Source organism: Psychrobacter sp. FDAARGOS_221 (assembly GCF_002313155.2).
Classification (GTDB): domain Bacteria; phylum Pseudomonadota; class Gammaproteobacteria; order Pseudomonadales; family Moraxellaceae; genus Psychrobacter.
This window is the reverse complement of record NZ_NWFK02000001.1, coordinates 550,436-566,866: the sequence shown is the minus strand read 5'-3', so window position 1 is coordinate 566,866 and position 16,431 is coordinate 550,436. Positions and strand designations below refer to the sequence as shown.

The 16,431-nt window shown below is 42.5% G+C and carries 11 protein-coding genes; 6 read left to right on the top strand and 5 right to left on the bottom strand.

Annotation, left to right across the window (positions count from 1 at the left end; all coding sequences use genetic code 11):
- Window positions 1-291: 291 nt before the first annotated feature.
- The 3 genes from A6J60_RS02360 to A6J60_RS02350 all read left to right on the top strand — a co-directional run bounded on the left by A6J60_RS02360 (window position 292) and on the right by A6J60_RS02350 (window position 5,090).
- On the top strand, window positions 292-2,853 hold the full coding sequence (locus A6J60_RS02360) for a TonB-dependent siderophore receptor (RefSeq protein ID WP_096064574.1): 2,562 nt from the start codon (window positions 292-294) through the stop codon (window positions 2,851-2,853).
- A gap of 179 nt (window positions 2,854-3,032) precedes the next feature.
- Window positions 3,033-3,809, top strand: coding sequence for a Fe2+-dependent dioxygenase (locus tag A6J60_RS02355; RefSeq protein ID WP_193778009.1), 777 nt, complete (start codon window positions 3,033-3,035; stop codon window positions 3,807-3,809).
- 39 nt (window positions 3,810-3,848) lie between these two features.
- Window positions 3,849-5,090, top strand: a complete 1,242-nt coding sequence (locus A6J60_RS02350) for an alpha-hydroxy acid oxidase (protein WP_096064572.1) — start codon at window positions 3,849-3,851, stop codon at window positions 5,088-5,090.
- A gap of 136 nt (window positions 5,091-5,226) precedes the next feature.
- Here the strand turns inward: A6J60_RS02350 and A6J60_RS02345 are convergent, their stop codons facing one another.
- The 4 genes from A6J60_RS02345 to A6J60_RS02330 all read right to left on the bottom strand — a co-directional run bounded on the left by A6J60_RS02345 (window position 5,227) and on the right by A6J60_RS02330 (window position 11,904).
- On the bottom strand, window positions 5,227-6,330 hold the full coding sequence (locus A6J60_RS02345) for a beta-carotene 15,15'-monooxygenase (RefSeq protein ID WP_096064571.1): 1,104 nt from the start codon (window positions 6,328-6,330) through the stop codon (window positions 5,227-5,229).
- 565 nt (window positions 6,331-6,895) lie between these two features.
- On the bottom strand, window positions 6,896-7,612 hold the full coding sequence (locus tag A6J60_RS02340) for a DUF305 domain-containing protein (RefSeq protein WP_227526037.1): 717 nt from the start codon (window positions 7,610-7,612) through the stop codon (window positions 6,896-6,898).
- 349 nt (window positions 7,613-7,961) lie between these two features.
- Entirely contained in the window at window positions 7,962-8,594 is a 633-nt protein-coding gene (locus tag A6J60_RS02335; RefSeq protein WP_227526036.1) for a YceI family protein, read from the bottom strand.
- 451 nt (window positions 8,595-9,045) lie between these two features.
- A complete protein-coding gene (locus A6J60_RS02330; RefSeq protein ID WP_227526035.1) occupies window positions 9,046-11,904 on the bottom strand; it encodes a TonB-dependent receptor domain-containing protein in 2,859 nt (952 codons plus the stop codon).
- Window positions 11,905-12,521: 617 nt separating this feature from the next.
- On the opposite strand from A6J60_RS02330, the gene A6J60_RS02325 reads away from it, so the two are divergent.
- The 3 genes from A6J60_RS02325 to A6J60_RS02315 all read left to right on the top strand — a co-directional run bounded on the left by A6J60_RS02325 (window position 12,522) and on the right by A6J60_RS02315 (window position 14,962).
- Window positions 12,522-13,706, top strand: coding sequence for an energy transducer TonB (locus tag A6J60_RS02325; protein ID WP_096064568.1), 1,185 nt, complete (start codon window positions 12,522-12,524; stop codon window positions 13,704-13,706).
- A gap of 128 nt (window positions 13,707-13,834) precedes the next feature.
- A complete protein-coding gene (locus tag A6J60_RS02320) occupies window positions 13,835-14,524 on the top strand; it encodes a MotA/TolQ/ExbB proton channel family protein (protein WP_096064567.1) in 690 nt (229 codons plus the stop codon).
- A gap of 36 nt (window positions 14,525-14,560) precedes the next feature.
- Window positions 14,561-14,962: an ExbD/TolR family protein gene (locus A6J60_RS02315; RefSeq protein ID WP_096064566.1), complete on the top strand. Its 402-nt coding sequence runs from the start codon at window positions 14,561-14,563 to the stop codon at window positions 14,960-14,962.
- Between the two features lie 158 nt (window positions 14,963-15,120).
- On the opposite strand, the gene A6J60_RS02310 is transcribed toward A6J60_RS02315, so the two are convergent.
- Complete coding sequence (locus A6J60_RS02310) at window positions 15,121-16,242, bottom strand: ChuX/HutX family heme-like substrate-binding protein (protein ID WP_096064565.1); 1,122 nt, start codon at window positions 16,240-16,242, stop codon at window positions 15,121-15,123.
- Window positions 16,243-16,431: the final 189 nt, after the last annotated feature.

Sequence of the window (16,431 nt, the reverse complement as noted above, 5' to 3'; positions counted from 1 at the left end):
AAAATACTTGCAAAATTTACAATGATTAATGATAATCACTCTTAAATGAGAACGATAACCAACTACTAATAAGCGGTTGCAACTGATTAGGTCAAATTCCGTAAACCAAAGCTCATGGGTAACAATCAAATAGGATGCAATAACGATGACTGGGCGGCTGCTTTTTCTACACTCAGTTGATGGTGTGGTTTGTCTTTTATTAACTGCTATGTGTATTAACCGCCGCGTGGTTAAGTAAGCGACAAGTGCATCATGTGTTCAGCATAACTTTTAAACTCAGGACTTTACCTTATGCCAGAAAACCAACGTGACCGATTAACTGCGAATGCAAAGCCAACAGTGTTAACCAATACAAAAGCTTCCTCTGCGGCGACAAGCCCTGCCACTATCGTTAGTACTCGAAAACCGAGCTTATCAAAACTGTTAATTATGGCCTCTGCGGTACCGCTTTCATCGATGACATCTATGGCAATGGCAGTAGAGCAATCAACCACACAGGCAGGCTCACAAAGCGAATCAATCAATGCAGTTACTGATAATCAGCAGATTTCAGCGCCACATATCACCTTAGACACAACGGTTATCAATGCACGCCCTCCTGCTGAATTTAAAGCCAATAATTTACAAAATCAAAAGTATACCCAGCCGTTAGTCGATGTGCCTCAAACGGTAACCGTGCTCGATGATCGCTTAATTGAAGAGCAAAAAGCCGGTAGCTTAATCGATGCGCTGCGCAACACCCCAGGGATTACAATGCAAATGGGTGAAAATGCCAATAGCACCGAGGGTGATGCAATCAGTATGCGTGGCTTTTCGGGCAATAGCCTATTTTTGGTAGATGGGGTGCGTCAAGTCGGCGCAGTTAATCGCGATACCTTTAATGTTGAGTCCATTGAAGTGACCAAAGGGCTAGCAGGTGCCGAAATTGGACGTGGCGCAACAGGCGGGGCGATTAACATTATTAGTAAAAAGCCCAAATCTTATGAGGACTATCAAACAGAATTCAGTATCGATAGCGAAGGTAAAGCCCGTGCGGTTGCTGACTTAAATCGTCCTTTTAATGATGACCTAAAAGGTCGATTGAACTTAATGTATGAAAAGGGTGATGCGGTAAAACGTGATGAAGTCGATGTTAAGCAATTTGGTATTGCGCCGAGCATCACCTGGGATAATGGCGGAGCGACACGAGTCACTGCTAGCGCTGAGATGTTGAGATCTCGTAATACGCCAGAGACTGGGATTCCGACCATAGGGATGGACGGTTATTTTTATGGCCGCACCGATTATACAGTTGATGATTTTGATTTTTCTGAATTTGATTATTCACGGGTAGATGCCTCAACCCCAGAGGAAGTGGTGGCTGAACTGAATTCAGCCAATGCGGCCAGAAATGCGGCGCCAAAAGTAAATGACAAAAATTACTACGGCATGCGCAGTGACTATGAAGATATTGATAGTGATGTGTTTAGCGTGTTTGTTGAACATGATCTAGATGATGATATTCAACTGACCAATACCACTCGATACTCGAAAACAACCATGGATCGTCGCTCTTCAGCACCTTATATCCCTTTTAATATACCGCTTAATATTCGTCGCGGTACCAATAAACTAGAAGTCTATGACAAATTGATTGACCTAAATGTCGATAAAAATGACCCCAGCACATGGAGAGTCAGTGCCATCAGACAAGGGGTAGATAGAGAAAATACCACGTTGGCGAATATGACCAATATCAATATATTGGACTTCCAAACCGGCGCATTGAGCCACGATATTAGTACCGGTATTGAATTTATCAAAGAAAATCAAAAAAATAATGGCTTAACCTATCCCTCTTTGGACAGCAATTTCCCAAGTCTGTATCACCCAGATCCGGGCAGTCCACAAGTGGCAACCATTGCCAATGGTACGCACACCAAAGGTGAGACCAAAACAATGGCTGCTTATTTATTTGATACCATCGCTTTAAATGAGCAGTGGGATGTGATGCTTGGCGGACGTTTGGATAAGTATAAAACAGACTTTACCACGCGCAACGCTAATGGTGAAAAGAGCACCCTAAAAGATGAGGGCACTTTGCACAGCTATAAGAGTGCGCTGGTATTTAAACCAACCAAACAGTCGAGTATCTATGCCAGTTATGGTCGTACCGAAACCCCGCCGGGTAGTGAGAATTTTACCTTTGGTACCACTGGGCGTAATGCGGCCAATCCTAATGCCAATCCAATTTTTGACCCTCAAAAAACCAAAAGCTGGGAGATTGGTTCAAAATGGAATGTACTTGATGAGCGATTGTTACTGGGTCTAGCTTATTACCACACCACTCATGAAGATGAGCTGGCAGAGCTTGATGAAAATCGTAACTACGTTCAGTTTGGTAAGCGCCAAATTAAAGGTATCGAGTTTACAGCGCAAGGTGAGATTACCCCAGATTGGCGGGTAAACTTAGGTATCCAAACCATGGATACCGAAATTAAAAAAGGCAGTGTCAGTGGACCTAATTCAGTCGGTGCCTCGAGTCGATGGTCACCTGAGCTTACCGGAACCCTATGGACCAGCTATGATTATAATGACAAGCTAACCTTAGGCGGCGGTGTGCGTTATGTCGATGAGCAAAAACGTGAAGCCAACCCTGATGCAGACTTAGCCCAAACTTCTATGCCAGTTATTCCAGATTATTGGGCGTTTGATGTGTTTGCCTCATATCGCTTTAATGATGCGTTCTCTGCCGATCTAAATATCAATAATGTGTTTGATAAAGATTATTTGGAGTCGGTCAACATACTGGGCTATAGAGCCATAAAAGGTGAGCCATTAAATGCAATGTTAACCTTAAAGTATCAGTTTTAAGGCTATAAACCCTTTAAGCTGGTTTGTTTAAATCACTAGCTTTAACTTTATAAAGACTAAGCCACTTTTGATGTCGAACTATTATTAACGACTGCCAATCGCAGGGATGATAAGCTGACATTTGAGAGTGGCTTTTATCTTGTAAGGGCTTTATGCCGTTATAAATGGGAATGATGACCATGCTACACATTATCGAAAAAGTATTAGATGACACGCAGCTGTCGCAAATAACCAACACATTGGCGCAACAAAACGCGCAGTGGCAAGACGGTAAGCTGACCGCGGGTATTAGTGCGCAGCAGCAAAAAAACAACTGGCAATTAAGCCGTCAAGATCCAAGCTATCAAGCCATGGCCAGTCTCTGTCTTGAAGCGCTGCTGCAGCACCCAGTGTTTATGTCTGCAGCTTTACCAAAGGTTATCATGCCGCCTTTATTTAGTGCTTATCAGCCAGGGCAGGGCTATGGGATGCATGTCGACAATGCACTTCAAACCCATCCTGATAGCAAGCAACTGATGCGCACGGATTTATCTTTTACTTTATTTTTAAATGATCCTGCCAGCTATGAGGGCGGTGAGCTGATTATCAGTGATGAGTATGGAGAGCACAGCATTAAGCTAAATGCTGGGGATGCGGTGCTGTATCCATCGACCAGTTTGCACCGGGTCAATACCGTTACTTCCGGTCAGCGCTTGGCTATGGTTACTTGGGTGCAAAGCTTGGTGCGTAGTGATGAGCAGCGCCAAATTTTACATGACTTGGATGTGAGTCACATTCTATTAAGACAGCAGCTGCTTGCGGTTAGCAACCCACAACAAAGCACTCAAGTTCAAGGCGAGCAGCTAAATAAACATATAGATGAAAAACACAGCGCAGATCAAAGGCTAATCCAGCAAGCCATTGAAAAGCTAAATCAAAGCTATCATAACTTGCTCAGACTATGGGCAGAAAGCTAACCGGACAGCGACCGTCAATTAAACAAGGCAGCATCCGTCATGAGCGCTCAGTTTCAATCCAATAAGCGTCAATATCCAAATAAGCAGCCACACAGCCAGTCATATAAGCATCAGCAACGCTGGCAGCCATTATGGTCACATATTCCAAATGAACTGGTGACTTTAGCCGACTATGAGCACGCGGTGCGTCAGCATTTGCCTGAACAAATGCAAGCGCTGCTGTTTGAAAATAACCTTATCGGTGATAGCAATAAAGATGCTTTAGATGGTTATCAATGGCTACCAAGAGTACTAAACCCAAAGCCGGTTGATACCAGTTGCCGTTTATACAATCCGTACAGTGCTGTGCCACTGGATATACAGCTTTCACATCCGCTGTGGCTGTCACCAGTTGCGCATCAAGGCTTATATCACCCTCAAGCGGAGCTGGCAACGATGCAAGCGGCGCAAGTTATGAATACGCCTGTCATCTTAAGCAGCTTCGGTAATACTGCGTTTGATCAATTATTGCCACAAGCCAATGTTGGTGTGGTGCAGTGGTATTGGCAAGCGTTGCCTGCAGCGCAGGCGCAGAACATTAGCAATCCATCGAGTAAGGCCAGCACCCAAGCACGGCGTGAATATAACTTACAATTAATAGATACACTAATCGAAAGCGGTATGCAGCTATTAGTGCTCACCGTTGATGCGCCGCATACCGGAGTGCGTGCCGTCAGTCGTCGTTTTGGTGCGCAGCTGCCTGAGTATTGCCAAGCGGTGAATATGCCCTCCATTTCGCAAAACCATTCACAAGCCAATTCATCTGAAAGCAGCTTGGCGCAATTATTAGCACAAGCCCCGAATTGGGAAGATATTGCTTGGCTGGTTGCTCGTTGCCGAGTGCCGGTGATGCTCAAAGGTATTTTGCACCCTCAGGACGCACAGCTTGCCAAAGACAGTGGCTGCGCAGGTATTATTGCATCAAACCATGGCAGGCGGGTGTTGGCTGACATTATGCCAGTTGCGACCTGTTTGCCTAAGCTTCGAGAGCAAGTTGGTGACGATATGGTGATTATCGCTGATGGTGGTGTCAGCTCAGGCAGTGACATGGCAAAAATGATCGCGATCGGCGCTGATGCAGTGGGAATAGGGCGCGGTTATATTTATGGGTTGGCGTTGGCCGGTGCGCTTGGCGTGGCACATGTCAATAAGCTGCTGTTAGAAGAATTAGAGGTCACCATGGCTATCTTGGGCGTGGGTAATATTACTGAATTAAGGCAGGCAACGCTCATTCAGTCCTAAACCGTATTTATTTATAAACAGCAGTCAATTAGCCAGTTTTAAATAACAATTAGCCACAAAAAAGCCCTCTTTATTGCTTAATAGCAGCCAAATAAAGAGGGCTAAATAATAGGTGATTTGTTCTATTTAAAACAAACTATCTGTTGTTTGTCAGCTTGGCACCTGTTTTTAAAAAGATTTGCCCTGTGACGGTTTTGTATAACGCACACACCATAATGACCATGCCTAACAGACCCAGCGCAGGGTAGAGGACGTTGATTAGCGTACTAAATGGGAACAGTGATGCTAATAAAGATAACGCCACTAAACTGATGGTTAAGGTGCGGAATTTAGCAGGCTGTTTTTTAGAATCAAAAAAGCGAATCACACACCCATATAAGTTGGTTACGGCTGTGGTGAATACCGCAATCACCAGCACAACGCTAAATAAAATACCAACCAATGGGCTGATGTTTTGTGCGATTTGTAAAAATGGAATTTGGTATTCAATTACATTGCTTAGGTCAGAAAGCAGCGCTAGCGTGATAAATAACAAGCATAGACCCAGCGAAATACCACCAATAATACCGGCTTTACGCAAGGTTGGTAAGCTAGGCTCTTTACCGCCAATGGCCGTCAAGGTTGATGTCGCTAAACTGACGTTATACGACACATACACCACCGCAGAGGTCCACCAAAATGGGGTAGCCAGGGTCGGCGTTAGTCCTTCTAAGCTTTGATCGACTGTGCTTAATTGATCAAAATGCGAGCCTAGTGTGATTAAAGATATGGCGATAACACTGAAGATGATAATAGGAGAGACGATACCCAGTGCTCGAACAGACGAGGAGAATCCAAAGATAACGGTTGCCAGTGTCATGCCGGCAATAATCAGCTTACCGGTCATCACAGATAAGCCCCAGTATTCATTGATGGCCGCACCGCCACCTGAGAACATGATACTGACACACCCGAACATGAAAAATAGAAGCACATAGTCGCCAATAAACGCCAATTTGTCACCACATAAGTAGCGCAATACATCGCGATGGCTGCAGGTTTGTAATCGGTTACCCAACTCCATAAACACAGAACCGTACCAAACAAACATCACTGTCGTAATAATTGCACCGACAATCCCAACGAGCCCATAACCGGAAAAAAACTGCATCACTTCTTGTCCACTAGCATAGCCTGCACCGATGACGGCTCCGACATACACACCAGCATAACTCATGGCTTTGATAACTGAGCTGCTCATTTTCATATCCCTATATTGCTTGTTTATTCAGGAGACTTTATAGAAAATAAATAAGTCTGTTTTAAGTTAACTTTGACCGGATTAAGGTCTTTTTAAAATTGATTATGCATTAGCAGGGCGCCATATTATCAATAAGTCGACAGAATACAAGTGCAATTAACAGGGCAAAACTGTCCCAGTCGGTTTTTAAACCAACCGGTCACTGAGTTTTAACTCAGTTGTCTATTAAGAAATTTTTAAGCTGACAATGGCTGTGATTTATATAAAAGAGGGTTAGGTATTGATGTTACGGAGGGTCTAAATATAGGGGTTCAGATTTGTTAAATTACCCGTTTTAACTTTTTATGACACTGTATTTAGAGTGTTTTGATAACGGTTAGTATTAGAAAAATTTATTAAAAAACTGAACATAACTTAATCAATGAATCGAGTTAGCCATTAAAAAGCGCCTAAGGCAGTAAACATTAAACTTGCTTTAAGCGCTTTGTTTAATCTAATGGTTCAGTGTGCTTATGTTCAAAAATAGGCTAAAGCTTATGTGAAAAAAATAAGCTAAAAAATAGAATTAAGATTCATGCTCACTGATCCACTGCTGCATTAACTCAATTTCAGCTTGTTGAGCACTGATGATGTCTTCGGCCAACTGACGCATGGCATCATCTTTACCATATTCAAGCTGAACCTTAGCCATATCGACTGCGCCTTGGTGGTGAGCAAGCATGCCTTTGGCAAATGCTATATCCGCATCATCACTTAATAGACCTTGAATCATATCGTCATGCATTGCATTCATACTGCTACTATAAGCTTGCTGCATCTGCTTGGTATATTCTTGTTCTTCGGTATCAGGATGCTCATCTAGCCAAGCTTTCATCTGATCAATTTCAGCCTGTTGAGCATCGATGACATCCTGCGCTAATTTGCGCATCGTATCATCTTTACCATACTTTAACTGAACCTCGGCCATGTCGATTGCACCTTCGTGATGCGGTAACATACCTTTAGCAAAAGCAACATCAGCATCATTAGCGGTTAACGCTTGCATCATATCTTGGTGCATGCCATCCATGTCGGCCATATATGCTTTACCAAACTCAGTGGTCGCGGAGGTATTGGCATCATGATCTTGATGGTCATCGCTAATCTGCTGATCATGTTCGGCATGATCGTTGGCCATAGCCGCTTCTTCATTGTCTGCAGCTACTTCAGTACTCTCAACGTCACTCGGCTGAGTCTGGTCAGTATTCTCATCAGTATTGGGCTGGCAGGCAGACAAGGCCAAACTAGACGCGCATAATGCGGCTAATGTCAGCTTTTTAGTCGTCAGTTTTTTGTTATTAGAAAGGTGTTGAATGGTTATCCTGTTTCTCCTTATTAGGGTATCTGTTGTAACACTAAATTTTAATGTTTTTGCTTTTTTTATATTATTGTTCTTAAGCTCATATTGCTTTTAAGCTTAGGATAGGCTTAGTGTATCAAGGGCAACGCTTACAATTGTTGTGATTGATTCTCACAAGGTAAGCGATTGCAACTGGTTAGAACTCACTGCTAATCAGTTAAAATGCCATAAGAAATTTCTTATGGCGTCACAAACAATAACTTGAGATTAACAATATTGGTAACCGAAGTGGCTATTTATCAGGAACTAGCTCGCCAGTAATCACGATAGGTATGTTGGTGCCAAAGATTTTTGGAAAAGCAGTGACCCCATAATGATGGCGGTTGACCTGACCGGTGGCTTTAAACTTCAATACCGGCTGGTTAGTCGCGCTATTGACTGCATCGGTTAAGGTTACTTTGACGGTTAATGGCTTGCTTTGACCCAAAGCAGTGAAGTTACCTGACAATGTACCGGATCGAGAAGAGGCTAGGTTAATATTACTAGAAACAAACTTTAACGTCGGATACTGCTTAGTATTGAGTAGCTCTTTGCGGCGGATAAAGTAATCGCGTGCTTTAAGATCGGTATCAAGGCTTTCGGTTTGCACCACAAAGTTGACTTTGGTATTTTGCGGATTGTTTTCATCGAATCGAATGTCGCCATCAATTTCATTAAACTTACCTTGTACGGTCGAGTTTTTTAGATAGCTGACTGAGAAGTTTACTTTGGTTTTCGACTTGTCTAGTTTCCACTTCTGCGGAGGTGGTGCGGCCATGGCCTGATTGATACCAACGCTCATCCCGAGTAGAGGCAAACTGGCAACCAAAGAGGTTAATAGCATTTTTTTCAAAGTGGGTGTAGAAGTCTCACTAAAAGTCATCATTAGGTTTAAATCCAAAGGTTTAATATATAAAGTATTAACTGCTGTAGAGCGTTTGTGTTTTACGATTTTGTTTTTATAAACAATCTGTTAGCTTTAAATAACAGCATCACATTAACAAACGGCGCCACAACACTAACCATGCCCTATAATAAATTCAACCCAATAGGTAAACTCATGGGTAAAACACGCTATTTTATCATGCCAATGGTAAAGCTAATGATGCTAGGCTGTAATAATTTGCTATAAACAGTAGCCGTCATTGATTAAGTTGGGGTTAAGTTAGGATGAAAGAAAGTTGAGGTTATTTATTGTGCCAAGCCAATAAAAAAGCCATTTAGAGGCCATCTAGTTAACATACACTGATGATATGTCGCATTAGATAACCACTAAATAGCTTGGTATTTCGGAGTTGTTAAGGGCGTTAAATGACAATTATTTACTGCGCTAGCGCTTAAAACTTCACGTTGAGACCTAAGGTAAAGTTGCGTCCCATCTGCGGTACATAGGGTAAGAAAGAGTTATGAATATAAATCTTCTCATCCAAGATGTTATTGGCGCGAAGGGACAGCGTATAGTCAAAGTTACCATAGCTGCTTTCATAATCTGCGCCTAAGTTAAGTAAGTTGTAGCCGGCAGTTTTATTTTCGGTGACATATCTTGGCTGCATTAACAGACTGTTATTATTATACTGTTTCTTCTCACCGTTTTCCGTGTACTCAATCGGCTTAATAGCGATGGTAGAAGTGGTCACTTTATTTTGTTCAAACACATGAGTGTAATCAACATTAAGGGATAGATTATCGGTGATATAGTTGTCATAACGGAAGCCTAAGCGTGCTGGTGGTACACGGGGTGCATTGGTTTTTTTGCGTAGAAGTACATCAGTGCCTAGCTTTTGTGGGTAGCTTAGAACACAAAAATCAGCGGCACTGACCAAATCCTCTGGACTACAAGCTTCATCTACTTCTAATATAGGGTTGGCCGCCTCATTGGCTAACAGTATACAGTTAGATAATTGACCTGCAATTTGTTCACCAGTCATACCTTCACAGCTTGGCTTTAATCCTAACACTTCAGAGCTTTCACCATATAAAGACTTACCTACCACTGGTTCCAATGCACCGATTTTGCCGCGTACAAAATCACCAAATAAGGTGACTTTTTGAGTTGGGGTGAAGTAGTGGCTAATATCACCTTCTAACCCGTAGAATTTGGCCGTGGTTTGGTTATAGCGGCGCATGTATAAGTCGCCAAATTTGGTGATATTTTCATTAAAAATATAGTTATCAAAGTCGTTATAGTAACCACTTAAATTGTACTGCCAGTCCTCACCGAAGTGAGAGATGCCGAGCTCAAAGTTATTAGAACGTTCTTTTTTTAGATTTTTATTGCCATATTCAAACGAGTTGGTCGCCAAATGTTTACCGTTATAGTACAGCTCCATCGGTGCTGGCAGGCGCTCATTATGTGAGGCAGTGAATGACAAGCGAGTGTCAGGATTAAAATCCCAAATCATACTGCCTGCGTAGGATAGGGCGTTTTGTTCATAAGGCGTCAGGTCAGGGTGCTCAACCTCATTGGCCTCTAGTGCAGGGAAGCCAGTGTTCAGCCATTCAAGTTTGCGGTTCAATAGATTTTGATCATAATCAACCGGTGTTTTTTGTTTCTCCCAACGCGCTGCCGCCTCAAAGGTAAAGTCGCCAACCTGATATTGCTCTAAGCCAAATACACTTAAGTTTTTATTGGTGTGAGGCGCCAGTAAGTAGCGTGGGTCAGCTTGTGTGGTATCACCATAGCTTGGTAAGTAGGGTACAGTGGCACTCATGTCTTGCTTTTGATATTGAACACCCATCATGCCGTTGAATGTACCATTTAAAGCATCAACCGGGCTATGATAAGCCTCTAAACGTGCATTGGTGCCTTTGTTTTTGAAAATAGCCGCTGCATGCCCTTTATCCAGTCTTGGATCTAAGCCTTCACCAATGCCCGTAATGCGCTCAGGGTTACCTGGGTCTTTTTCATCATGATAGTAATCGGCATAAGTCACGCTCAGTTTGACTTTATCAACACCAGTGACAGGTTGTCTTAATTCACCACGCACATCATAACGATCCATGGTCATATCGACCCAAGGACCTTTGTGGTTATGATTGTGCTCAAAGCCAAACGGATTGTCATGATTGTGCTCATGTCCATGATCATCGGCATGCCCGCCCACATAGCAACCATCAAAATGGGGGAAGTCGATAATATCACTGTCATCCATTAAGTGCGGGTAAGCGTTAAGATAGTAGCGACCGTGGAAACCAGTCTCAGCCGAACCCAGCCAGTTAATAAAGTGACCATCACAGCTGTCATAGTTGTGATTATGACCGGGAATACCGTATACATCCTCTCGGCGACTATAGGAGGCGCCAATATATCCTTTGTCATCAATCCAAGACAGGCCAAGGGTACCTACTTTTGATTTGTTATAAGAATCAGGTAGATAGTCGAGGGTGACATCAGACTTAAACTCAGGCACTTTATAATCATCTGCATTGCGACTTAAGCCTTCTACTCTTAGCGCTATATGGTCAGTTAATGCAAAAGTTGCTCCTGCTGTCGCTAGCTTCTCATTACTGTTGCTGTTGTAACGCAGCAGCGCTTCGCCTTCGACCTTATCACTAAAGTTGCCACTGGGCATTTTGTCCGGAATACGTTTATCAATCACATTGACCACGCCAGCAGAAGAGGCGGTACCATACAGTAGGGTAGATGGCCCGCGTACCAATTCGACTTTGTCCGCAAGTAAGGTATCGGTAGCAATCACATGATCGGGCGATAAGTTAGAAACATCCACCACATCCGTACCGTTTTGTAGCACTTTGACGCGTACCCCATCTTGACCACGAATCACTGGTGCTGATGAGCCGCCGCCAAAGGGATTGCTGTGTACGCCAAGTTCTTCAGATAACGCATTACCTAGTGTTGCTGAACGTTGGCTTAACTGCTTACGACTGACGCTGACATCACTTGCCTTACGTGTATTTTGAAACGGCAACGCACTGGTTACCGATGGTTTGACGTTTATTGTGGTGGTATCAAGTTCAATATGTGGTTGTTCAGAGCTATTTAAAGCATTTTGGTTATCTGAGTTATTGACCACTGGCTGTGAGTAAGTAGTGGAAGGGCTTGGATTATCAAAATCTGTTGGCTGTGTTGTTGTCCTATGGTCATTATGGCTGGTGGTGACCGCTGCTGTAGAAGCTTGCGCAGCAACTGAGGTCATGATGATAAAAATAGTCAGGGGGAGTGTTTTTGGTTTCATGAGCAATTCAACTGTCTGATGTCATCGTCTAACTGACGGTTTGGTGATAATGAAATGAGTGTTATTGAACGACACTTCTCAGTGTTACTTTTAGAGTCAAGTCAGATTTAGGTTAGAGGCAAGCGAGACTAAGCCAGCAAATAACCAATAATCAGGATAAGATAACTTGGCTGAAAAAGTTATGTTATAATATAACAATAATATTCAAATGCAATAAAAAATATTGCATTGCTTGTATTTAGGCATTTTTATGATGTGTTTGAGGGCTTTAGGGTAAAGAGTTGGGAGGGTAGTATGTTGAGATAAGCCGAGTATAATCAACAACGATAACGTAAACAATAATGATTCCTATTTACATATAGGATATTTTTATTGTACTATAGCGCTCAACTTAACGATCGAATCAATACGTTTAAGATCACACCGTCAACCATACTTGAGCTATTAAGCAGTTAAGCATCAGAATCACAACCGCACTGCATCATGTTGCTATCCTATCCTTATCCTATATAAAGGGGGAGCGGCGGTTGCAGACTAAATAGGGGGCTGATTGAAGCCCTAATAGATGCTTTGATAAATGCCCTAATAGACAGGTACTCACACACTGACTGTATTTTATGAAAAAACAAGCTAATAACATTGCAAGTCTCGATACAGCCAATGCGCAAAAAGTAAAACTAATCGTGTTATTAGTGGTCATTGCTATTCACGCTGCTTTGGCGGCACTGTTAGCCACTATTGATGTGTCTTTCAAAAAAGAAGTCAAAAAACCAGTAGAACCGATACAAATTGAGCTGTTGTCAATTGGCTCGGAATCACGGATGCAAGCATTACCTCCTGAGGTAATTACAGCCTCTGATCCTCAGTCACAACCTGCACCTGATACCCAGTCTAATGCTGGTGCTGTGGGCAATAAAACAGACAGCCAAGTTGAAAAAGAGACGCCTGCTGCAGCAGAGCAAAATGAGCCTGATCCGGTCAAACCAACAACCGATAAGCAGCCAGTGAATCCAAAAACGGTGGAGACAGAGCCAAAGGTTACGGTAGATGACACAGTAGAGCCAGATAATACCTTAGATACGGCTGATAATGATCAACATGATGTTCTAGATCCTGATCTTGCAACCGTCAATACAGAGCCGCCAACCAGCTCTATAGACCCAAACTTACTTAATCCGTTAACGGTCAATAATAATACGACGACTACTGTGGTTCATAACACTACGAATACCGATAACAATAGTAATCGCAACGATAACACTAACACTAACACTAACACTAACACTAACACTAACACTAACACTCAAACACCTAGTGCTAACACCAACAATAATACCAATCAAAATAATAGAAACCAGGATGATAAAGGTGATCAATCATCACCACTCACTACTGAGGGCGGATTAGGTGCGAACCCCAATGCTAGTACTGGCTCAAATAGCTCAGGCGGTCAAGGTCAAAGCGAAGGTTCAGGCGGTCAAGGCGAAGGTCTAACAGATCTAGGACCACAGAACTTCTCGCAAGCTGAAGTAGATGCTAACTGGAAAAAAAGACCCAAATTTGATTTTGATGATGCGGTTTATCAAGGCGCAAGGTCGGGTAAAACCTATCAGATCACGCTGAGCTTTGATATTGATAAGCAAGGCAGAATTATAAACCCAAAAATAAAGAAGGAATCAGGACATCGACCGCTTGATAAAGCGGTTTTAAAAGCGATTCAAAAAGCCAGTTTCAACCCTTTTATAAGACAAGGGGTTCCTGTCTCTGGATCAGCAGATTACCCGCTTAAATTTAACTTATAACCATTAAATAGTTTGTTTTTAAATGACAGGTTAGACATAAACAATGGCATTAAGTATTTAGCTTTAAATTATTTAGCTCTAAACATTGAATATTAGATATTAAATACAACCTTTTGTAAGGATTTCCCATGGATTTTGCATCGTATTGGCATTACACAGATATCGTCACCAAGTTTTTATTTTTCACTCTTATTATCTTGTCTATCGCCTCTTGGGTGATCGGTTTACTGCGTATTTATTACAGCCGTCAGCAAAAAGACAAAGTTGCAGCTGGCCTAACAGAAGCTGTAAACAGTCAAAAAAGCAGTTTAGAAAATCTATCAAGTGCTGAGCGTAAGACGGTGGTTGAGCAGGTATTAATGCAACAAATAGGGCGGTTACGTTTTAACAGTGAAAAGGGCATGGCAGTGTTGGGAACCACTGCAGCGGTCGCGCCATTTATCGGTCTATTTGGTACGGTGTGGGGTATCTTTCATGCACTACATAATATTGGTGAGACAGGGCAGGCAGGCTTAGGGCAAGTGGCAGGACCTGTAGGCGAGGCCTTGATTATGACCGGTCTTGGTCTGGCGGTGGCAATACCGGCAGTTATCTTTTATAACATTGGCATACGTATCAATCGTAAGACTCTATTTGCGGCGCACGATGTTGCTTATGGCTTATTGGGTGAGACGGCTAAAGTGGCCAATGCTGATGCAGCCAGCCATAGCGTCAAGCAAACGCCATCACAAGCGACTCAATCAACAATGCATAAGCCAAGCTCGCAAGCACCGATAGAGTCTAACAGTCGATTAAACACATCAACCGCGAATCGTTAATCTGCCAATTTGATGCGATTGATAAAGGAGTAAACTATGGCGTTTCAGCTCGGTGATGACGAAATGCAAGGCATGAATGAGATGAACCTCATTCCTTTGATTGATATTATGCTAGTGTTGATGATTATCTTCTTGGTGACCGCAACGGTGCTTAATCCATCGGTACCTTTAGATTTACCTAAGACCAGTGCTGATGTACAGCAGCAACCTCCTAAGGTGATCCAAATTAGTGTCGACAAAGATGCGGGTATCTATTGGGAGAGTGATCCTATCTCATTTGAACAGCTACAAACACGATTAGAAAGTGAAGCGAAAGCAGAAAATCAGCCAGCCATCTATTTGCGCGCGGATAAAGAAGCACGATATGAAACTGTAGCGCAAATTCTCGCTGCAGCAAGTGGCGCAGAATTGACCAAAATTGCTTTTGTTAATGATTAAGTGATTCAGCTTTATAGTGATTAAAAAAAAGCACGATAGTAAATCTATCGTGCTTTTTTAGTGTTATATAAATACTGCTCTAAGTGCTGCATTCTTCGATAATTTTTCTGTCGAAACTGTTAATAGAAAGTAGCAACAATGACTATATTTAAAATAGCCTAAGCTGCTTTAGTGACAGCGTGCTGCTCAACTAGCTGCGAACACAGCTGTTGCCAATACTCTTTCTCTGACTCTCCTTCTTGGCGCTGACCAAAGAAGCTGATGATACTATTGCCTGAGTCATCAAAGCCCTCAATACAAGTCACAATTCCATCTTTGGTTGGACGCTTAACACACCATACTTGTGCCAAACCACTGTCATTTAAATGCAAGGTAAAGTCGGTGTGTTGTTTGTCTAAGATATTAAGCCATTGTCCGATACGTTTGACTTGGTGTACTGCGCCCGTTTGAATCTGCACCACACCGCTATTGCCGACAAATATCATGATGGGGTCGCCGCTGCTTTGAGCCAGATGTAGTAGGGTATCGATCGCTTCTGGTTGCAACTGATAAGCCATCTCTTCCGGTGCTTGATGGTAGCTACTGGCGCGATCTAACTGTAAGTTTTTTAAGATAAAGTGAAATTGATGCACATCTTGCATTTGCTGCCATTGCTGATGTAACTGCTGCAAATCTTCTTTATCTAGCTGTTTATACTGCCATTTGGTTGCGGCTGCTTTTGGTGTGAGCTCTGCAACGATATCTGCTGTTGCTGTTGACTGTGCGTGCTCGCTTACTAAGGTTTGCCACTGGGCTAAAGCTGCTGGGCTATCATCGCGTAAAAATACTTTGGCAATGGCGTCGCCATGGTCATCAAAGAACTGAATGCTAAAGGAAGCCGAGGTGTTGTCAGTAGCTTTACTGGTGTCTGAGATAGCTAACATATGATGCCAATGCTCAACAAAAAAGCGTAAGTCGAGACCGCCAACATTAAGGGCGATACCCATATGTTTACCCAGCTTTAGATTATTTAATTTGCCAGTTTTTTCATGTACCGCAAGCTCATTTCTAACAATGATTTCAATCTTACTAAAATCGGTTAGTTGCTGCAGAACAGTTTGGCAGTCTTTGCCTAGATATTGACTATAAGGTGAGGCCAGTAGCAACTCAAGCTCACTGACTTTCAATGTTGTAGCGCCTTCTAGTGGAAACAAAAAGCGGTCATTTTCTTTAAGCTGTTGGTATGACTGCCAAAGGGCTTGGTTTTTATCAGATGTTGATTGGGTTTGTGGTGTTGTCATAAGTCATAAGTTCCTGGTTTAAGTTTGTCGTCTGTATCTGATAATACTGTTGTATCAGATACGGTGTTTATCACTCTCAGTAATAATAAATACTGTGAAAGTCACAGCCTTCAAGTGTTTGGAAAGTATACTGAAAAACAATAAAGGTGTAAATGATAATTGTTATCATATTATACTAATTCTCATTTG